The 6,867-nt window shown below is 63.5% G+C and carries 5 protein-coding genes and 1 pseudogene; all 6 read left to right on the top strand.

All coding sequences use genetic code 11. From position 1 onward, the window contains the following. The first annotated feature begins 231 nt into the window (after nt 1-231). Nucleotides 232-2,373 carry an elongation factor G gene (gene fusA / locus I71_RS28390; RefSeq protein WP_042702129.1) on the top strand — a complete coding sequence of 714 codons (2,142 nt, stop codon included), beginning with the start codon at nt 232-234 and terminating at the stop codon, nt 2,371-2,373. A gap of 366 nt (nt 2,374-2,739) precedes the next feature. Further along, nucleotides 2,740-3,216, top strand: a complete 477-nt coding sequence (locus tag I71_RS28385) for a tetratricopeptide repeat protein (RefSeq protein WP_244434102.1) — start codon at nt 2,740-2,742, stop codon at nt 3,214-3,216. 161 nt (nt 3,217-3,377) lie between these two features. Then, complete coding sequence (locus tag I71_RS28380; RefSeq protein ID WP_042702124.1) at nt 3,378-4,769, top strand: hypothetical protein; 1,392 nt, start codon at nt 3,378-3,380, stop codon at nt 4,767-4,769. 198 nt (nt 4,770-4,967) lie between these two features. Beyond that, complete coding sequence (gene rpsM, locus I71_RS28375) at nt 4,968-5,336, top strand: 30S ribosomal protein S13 (protein WP_012974491.1); 369 nt, start codon at nt 4,968-4,970, stop codon at nt 5,334-5,336. Between the two features lie 15 nt (nt 5,337-5,351). Further along, nucleotides 5,352-5,750 carry a 30S ribosomal protein S11 gene (gene rpsK / locus I71_RS28370; protein ID WP_012974490.1) on the top strand — a complete coding sequence of 133 codons (399 nt, stop codon included), beginning with the start codon at nt 5,352-5,354 and terminating at the stop codon, nt 5,748-5,750. A gap of 136 nt (nt 5,751-5,886) precedes the next feature. Next, nucleotides 5,887-6,867 (top strand): annotated as a pseudogene (locus tag I71_RS28365) (DNA-directed RNA polymerase subunit alpha); the annotation flags it as partial.

Raw genomic sequence — 6,867 nt, 5'->3', positions numbered from 1 at the left:
ATAGGCGGCGGAACGGGGCGACCCGGCAGCCTCGGTTGGGGTGTGCCGGCGTGGCCCGAACGCTGTGAGGGCCGCGCGCTTCAATATTCCGACAAATTGCTTGTCGGTTTACGGAATGTTAATGACGCCTTAACAGATCGCCCGTAAAACCCCGACCAACCTCTGCCGCCGAAGCGGACGACCCCTGACGGTCGCGCTTCGGTTGTCGCGTTACTGCAATGGAACCGCAACATGCCGCGCCAAACGCCACTGTCTGACATTCGGAACATCGGCATCATCGCCCACGTCGACGCGGGCAAGACGACGACCACCGAGCGTATTCTGTACTATACCGGTCGCAAGCACACGATCATTGACGTTCACGAGACGAAGGATCTCAAGACGTCGACGACGACCGACTACATGGAGCAGGAGCAGAAGCGCGGCATCACCATCCAGTCCGCCGCGGTTTCGGCCTTCTGGCGCGAGAAGAAGATCAACGTCATCGACACCCCCGGCCACGTCGACTTCACCATCGAGGTGAACCGTTCGCTGCGCGTGCTCGATGGCGCGGTCGTGGTGTTCGACGGCGTCGCCGGCGTGGAGCCGCAGTCGGAGACCAACTGGCGTCTGGCGGACAACTACAACGTTCCGCGCATCTGCTACGTCAACAAGATGGACCGCTCGGGCGCCAACTTCCAGCGCTGCGTCGGCATGATCAAGACGCGCCTGAACGCCCGTCCGGTCTGCATCCAGGTTCCGCTGGGCTCGGAAGACAACTTCCGCGGCATGGTCGACCTCGTCGAGATGAAGGCCTATGTCTGGTTCTCGGACGACAAGGACGCCAAGTGGGAGATCTGGGAGGTCACCGACGATCTCGCCCAGAAGCTCAACCTGTCGGTCAAGGAAGACCTCGACAACATCGCCCTGATCCCGTCGCTGCGCGCCGAGCTGGTCGACACCGCCCTGGAGCAGGACGACGCGGCGATGGAAGCCTATCTGGAGACCGGTGAGGAGCCGTCTGCCGAGGTGCTGCGCGCCTGCCTGCGCAAGGGCACCATCAAGAGCGCCTTCACCCCGGTCCTCTGCGGTTCGTCCTACAAGAACAAGGGCGTCCAGCAGGTTCTGGATGCGGTCGTCGATCTGCTGCCGGCCCCGACCGACGTCGAGGCCATCAAGACGGTGGACGAGGACGGCAACCCGAACGGCGAGCGTCTCAGCTCCGACGACGCGCCCTTCTCGGCGCTGGCCTTCAAGGTGCTGAACGACACCTACGGTTCGATGACCTTCGTCCGCGTCTATTCGGGCGTGCTGACCAAGGGCATGTCGATCCTGAACTCGACCCGCGGCAAGCGCGAGAAGATCGGCCGCATGGTCGAGATGTACGCGAAGGACGCCAACCCGATCGAGGAAGCCCGCGCCGGCGACATCATCGCGCTCGTCTCCCTGCAGGAGACCGAGACCGGTGACACGCTGTGCGACGCCTCCGCGCCGGTGATCCTGGAGCGCATGCGCTTCCCCGACCCCGTCATCAGCGTCTCGGTCGAGCCGAAGACCAAGGGCGAGCAGGAGAAGTTCTCGATCGCGCTGGGCAAGATGGTCCGCGCCGATCCGTCGCTCCGCCTGGAGACCGACCGTGAAACCGGCCAGACCATCCTGCGCGGCATGGGCGAGCTGCACCTCGAAGTGACGCTCGACCGCATGCGCACGGAGTTCGGCGTGGAAGGCAACATGGGCAAGCCCCAGGTCGCTTACCGCGAAACGATCACCAAGCCGGTCGAATACACCTACACCCACAAGAAGCAGACCGGTGGTTCGGGTCAGTTCGCCGAAGTGAAGATCATCTTCGCGCCGCGCGAGCGGGGCGAGGGTTTCGAGTTCGTCGACGAGACGGTCGGCGGCACGGTTCCGCGCGAATACGTCCCGTCGGTCAAGAAGGGCCTGGAAATGCAGAAGGAAGACGGCGTCCTCGCCGGCTACCCGACTGTGGACTTCAGCGCCCGCCTGGTGGACGGCAAGTACCACGACGTCGACTCGAATGCGCTGACGTTCGAAATCGCCGCCAAGGCCTGCTTCCGTGAGGCGCTGCCGAAGGCCGGCCCGATCCTGCTGGAGCCGGTGATGAAGGTCGAGATCGTCACCCCCGACGATTACCTCGGCGACGTCATCGGCGACGTGAACCGTCGTCGCGGCACTGTCCTGGGCCAGCTGGAGCGTGGTTCGAACATTGCCGTCGAGGCCAATGTCCCGCTGAACGAAATGTTCGGCTACATCGGCCAGCTGCGCGGCATGACCTCGGGCCGTGCGTCCTACTCGATGGAGTTCAGCCACTACGAGCCGGTGCCGCGCAACGTCACCGACGAAATCGTGGCCGGCCGCAACAAGGCCGCCTGAGCACCCGTCCCGATCGATCGGGACTGGCATTCGGGACATATCCGGTAAAGCTGACGGCCGGCGGAGCGATCTGCCGGCCGTTCGCCGTTTCAGGCTGTAGGTCGGACGATGGAAACAGCAGCATAGGGTCTTCCGTTCCAGACCATTCCGTCGCCTGCACCGACGGCCTAAGGGACATAGGTCGGCGGCCTGGGGCGCCAGGGCGCTGGCCACTGACCAATTCATTATCGGTTTGCAACAAAAAAATAGTTGGCAGCTCGTCGAATTCGTGCCCAAATTTGGAGCATGACGATTCGACGCTTCTTTTCCTTGACTGTGCTTTTGACGCTGACCCTCGGGGTGCCGGCCGGGGCGGGGCAGGGGAACATGCGTCTGGACAGTCTTTTCCAGGCTTTGAACACCACCGCCGACGCGGCCTATGCCGAATCGGTAGAGGAGCATATCTGGGACTTCTGGCTGGATCATCCCGACCCGGCGATGGTGCGCGACATGCGCGCCGGGGTGTACAGCTTGAACAGTGACGACTACGAGTCGGCCCTGCACGCCTTCGACGCCGCGGTCGCCCGCGACCCCTCCTATGCGGAAGGTTGGAACAAGCGCGCCGCGGCCCATTACATGCTGGGCGATTACTGCGCCGCCATGCTGGACCTGCATCATGCGCTGTCGCTGGAGCCCCGCCATTTCGGGGCGCTGGTCGAGATGGGGCTGGTCTATCTGGCTCTTGGCGACGAGAAGCCGGCTTTGCGCGCGTTTGACGCCGCCTTGAAGATCAACCCGCATCTCGCCGGTGTCCAGGCGCAAGCGGATGCTATCCGATACCGCCGAGCGGGGATCGAATTGTAGGCGGTCTGCGCCGCAGGGTCCGAATCAGACCAATCCCCACGCGCAAAATTTCCCCGATGAACCCGGGATAAGGGTATAACCGGTCGTGGCGCAGCCGACGGGCGGATGCAACGTCGTAGTTGCGCGTCCTGGGGTGGCGGGCTGTCGATGCGGGGTGGGGAATGTTCGATCAGGTCATCGGGGTGATCGGCGAGCTGCGGGTGCTCAGTGCGCTCGGCCTTCTTTGCCTCTCCTTCATTCTGCCGCTCACGATCTTCATCGGCCGCAGCAATATCAAGAATGTCCGGCAGAAGATCATCACTGATCTGGAGGCGGTATTCCGTATCGAAGGGCATGATCAGGATCAGTTGATCCCCTCATTCGAATTCGCTGCGTACAAATACCGTGCGCTTCCGCAGGGTCCTGACCGAACGCAGCCGTCGGAATGGCGGGCTTATTTCTTCCCGGTTCTCGTCTTTATCATGGTGTCGTTCAGCGGATTCCTGACCTCCAGCGGTATGCTGCTGGGAAAGGACCGGCTGGACCATTTCCAACCGCTGTTCAGCGGCATGACGCTGTATGGCGTCGACGGTGTCACGTCGACGGACATGGTGCATTACCAGCTCCAGACAGTGGCGGTGTTGTCCTACTCCTTTTTCGGCGCCTATGTCTGGTCGATCGACTATCTGATCCGCCGCATCTCCAACTACGACCTGTCGCCGATCTCCTTCCTGCGGGTGACCGGGCACATCATCCTTGCCTGCATCACGGCGGTCACGCTGCATCACGGCTACATGGACATGACGCAGATGATGCCGGAAGGGGCGATGGGCGACCGTGTGCCCGAACTGCTGATCGCCTTCCTGGTCGGCTTTTTTCCCAGGCTCGGGCTGCAGACCCTGTTGAGCCGGGTGCCCCAGTTGCAGATCCGGCGCATCGATCCGCGGGCGCAGAGCTTCATCCGCGAATATCCCATCGACATGATCCTCGGCATCGACTCGGCGATCAAATTCCGGCTCGCCGAGTTCGAGATCGAAGATGTGCAGAACCTCGCCACTGCGAACCCGATCCTGCTGTTCGTCGAAACGCCCTATGGCATCTACGAGACGATGGATTGGGTGGCGCAGGCCCAGTTGATCCTGGCGCTCGACCTCGACCAGATCGAGGCGCTGCGCATCGTCAATGTTCGGACCATCTTCGACATCGAGCGCTTCATGAACCGGCCGGAGTCGCGGCCCAGGCTGGTCCAGGCGCTGAACTGCCCGAAGACCGATGGAAAGGGCGAGGTGCTGCTGGCGGAGCGCGGCATCACGATGGACAATCTCGAATCGGTGGTGCTGTCCATCGGTGAGGACCTGCATGTCCAGCGCCTGCGCCAGATCTGGCGCAACATCGAGCTGAAGCTGAGCCTGGATCTGCCGCAGGTGCTGCGCGACCGCGCGCTATTGAGTTCGGGACGGGCGCCCTTGCGTCCCCTTCCGGTCATGGATCCGCCGGCCGGGAGCACTGAGTCCGGCGAGGAGCCGGCGGCAGCGGCGCCCGCCGCCATTCGGATGCCAGTTCCTGCGGAATGACGGGCGCCTCTGGGCCGGCCCAGCGATCGGCCTTGACAAGTTCTGGGGTTTTCCTATAGTCGCACCCTCTCGCCGCCCCGCAAGGGTGGCGGGTTACATTGTGCGTTCCCGGTTCCGGTCTTGCGCCGGCCGGGATTTGCTCGGTGTGTAGGCGGCCCGACGGGCTGCCGTTGAGATATCGAGACTGAGGAGAGCAGCGTGGCGCGTATCGCTGGCGTCAACATCCCCGCGCAGAAGCGCGTGGAGATCGGGTTGACCTACATCCATGGCATCGGCCCCTTCAAGGCCAAGGAAATCTGCGCGAAGCTGGAGATTCCGGCCGAGCGTCGCGTGAATGAGCTGACGGACGACGAAGTCCTGAAGATCCGCGAGACCATCGACGCCGATTACCGCGTCGAGGGCGATCTTCGTCGTGAAGTCGCCATGAACATCAAGCGTCTGATGGACCTGGGCTGCTACCGCGGCCTGCGTCACCGCAAGGGCCTGCCGGTCCGCGGCCAGCGTACCCACACGAACGCCCGCACCCGCAAGGGTCCGGCCAAGCCGATCGCCGGCAAGAAGAAGTAAGAGGACGAACGCAAAATGGCCAAGCCCTCCGCCGCTTCTCAGCGCCTGCGTCGTCGCGAGCGCAAGAACATCACCGCCGGCGTCGCTCACGTGAACGCCTCGTTCAACAACACGATGATCACCATCACCGACGCGCAGGGCAACACCATTGCCTGGTCGTCGTCGGGCACCATGGGCTTCAAGGGTTCGCGCAAGTCGACGCCCTACGCCGCCCAGGTTGCTGCCGAGGACGCTGGCCGCAAGGCTCAGGAACACGGCATGAAGACCCTGGAAGTCGAAGTGAAGGGCCCGGGCTCGGGGCGTGAGTCCGCTCTGCGCGCTCTGCAGTCGATCGGCTTCCAGATCACGTCGATCCGCGACGTCACGCCGATCCCGCACAACGGCGTTCGCCCGCCGAAGAAGCGCCGCGTCTGATTTGGTACAGCCTTCCGCACCCGCGGGGACCAGCCATTCCGGGACAGGGGACCGCAGCCATCGCGGTCCCCTCAGCATGGGAATGGTTCGGACCCCGCGGGTTCGTGTTCACCCGATGGCATTTTGAGGTCGATCCGTGCTTCAGAAGAACTGGCAGGAACTGATTAAGCCGAGCAAGCTGGACATCCAGCCCGGTGACGACGCCGACCGCTTCGCGACCGTGGTCGCCGAGCCGCTGGAACGCGGCTTCGGTCTGACCCTCGGCAACGCGCTGCGCCGCATCCTGCTCTCCTCGTTGCAGGGTGCTGCCGTCACGGCGATCCACATCGACGGCGTGCTGCACGAGTTCTCGTCCATTCCCGGCGTCCGCGAGGACGTGACCGACATCGTCCTGAACATCAAGACGATGGGGCTGCGCATGGGCGGCGACGGCCCGAAGCGCATGCGCCTGCGCGCCGAAGGCCCGGGCGAGGTCAAGGCCGGCATGATCGAGACCGGTCCCGACATCCAGGTCATGGATCCGGAGCTGGTCATCTGCACGCTGGACAACGGCGCGCGGCTGAACATGGAACTGACGGTCGAGACCGGCAAGGGCTATGTCCCGGCCAGCCAGAACCGTCCGGAAGACGCGCCCATCGGCCTGATTCCGATCGACGCCCTGTTCTCCCCGGTGCGCAAGGTGTCCTACAAGGTCGACAATGCCCGCGTCGGGCAGGTCACCGACTATGACCGCCTGTCGATGACGGTGGAGACCAACGGTTCGGTCAAGCCGGACGACGCGGTGGCGCTCGCCGCCCGCATCCTGCAGGACCAGCTGCAGCTGTTCATCAACTTCGAGGAGCCGACGCACGCCGTCTCCGAGGAGAAGCACGAGGAGGTTCCGTTCAACAAGAACCTGCTCCGCAAGGTGGACGAGCTGGAACTGTCGGTCCGTTCGGCCAACTGCCTCAAGAACGACAACATCGTCTACATCGGCGATCTGGTGCAGAAGACGGAGGCGGAAATGCTCCGCACCCCGAACTTCGGCCGCAAGTCGCTGAACGAGATCAAGGAAGTGCTGTCCCAGATGGGCCTGCACCTCGGTATGAAATCCCGAACTGGCCGCCGAGAACATCGA

The organism is Azospirillum sp. B506 (genome assembly GCF_000333595.1).
GTDB lineage: Bacteria > Pseudomonadota > Alphaproteobacteria > Azospirillales > Azospirillaceae > Azospirillum.
This window is presented reverse-complemented; position numbering and strand designations above follow the sequence as displayed.

Bases quoted from the DNA above. Each gene is read 5' to 3' on its own strand.
- fusA (WP_042702129.1), top strand. From the start codon at position 232: ATGCCGCGCCAAACGCCACTGTCTGACATTCGGAACATCGGCATCATC.
- I71_RS28385 (WP_244434102.1), top strand. From the start codon at position 2,740: ATGCGTCTGGACAGTCTTTTCCAGGCTTTGAACACCACCGCCGACGCG.
- I71_RS28380 (WP_042702124.1), top strand. From the start codon at position 3,378: ATGTTCGATCAGGTCATCGGGGTGATCGGCGAGCTGCGGGTGCTCAGT.
- rpsK (WP_012974490.1), top strand. From the start codon at position 5,352: ATGGCCAAGCCCTCCGCCGCTTCTCAGCGCCTGCGTCGTCGCGAGCGC.